The 317-nt window shown below is 45.1% G+C and carries 1 pseudogene; it reads right to left on the bottom strand.

Features of this window, described 5'->3' with window-relative positions:
- Nucleotides 1–212 (bottom strand): annotated as a pseudogene (locus tag ACE418_RS13495) (transposase); the annotation flags it as partial.
- Between the last annotated feature and the right edge of the window lie 105 nt (nucleotides 213–317).

The raw sequence follows: 317 nt of genomic DNA, 5'->3' as shown, positions 1-317 counted from the left end.
ACACCGGCCTGCAACAAGCCATAGTTTTCATTTTCCTTGCAGATAGGGTAATTTTCTTCGTACCGCAAGAATTGATGGGTATCGAAGTAATGCTGCCGAATCGTATAGACCGCTACATTGTACAAATTATTGCTATATTGGCACATTTCCCGGAGCATCGTATACTCTTGTTTCGACAAGCCGCGGATGACATTCGATTGCGTCAAGTACATCTGGGATTCACCTCCTCTGTCATCTACCATTATACCCTAGCCGAGGTGAAAAGGCTAAGACAGAAAAGACATAGGGTGGATTTCGCAGGCATCGAACCTGCGAAA

This window comes from Megasphaera jansseni (assembly GCF_047974155.1).
Lineage (GTDB): Bacteria > Bacillota > Negativicutes > Veillonellales > Megasphaeraceae > Megasphaera.
Note: the sequence above shows the minus strand (reverse complement) of the source record. Positions and strands in the feature narration are given on the sequence as shown.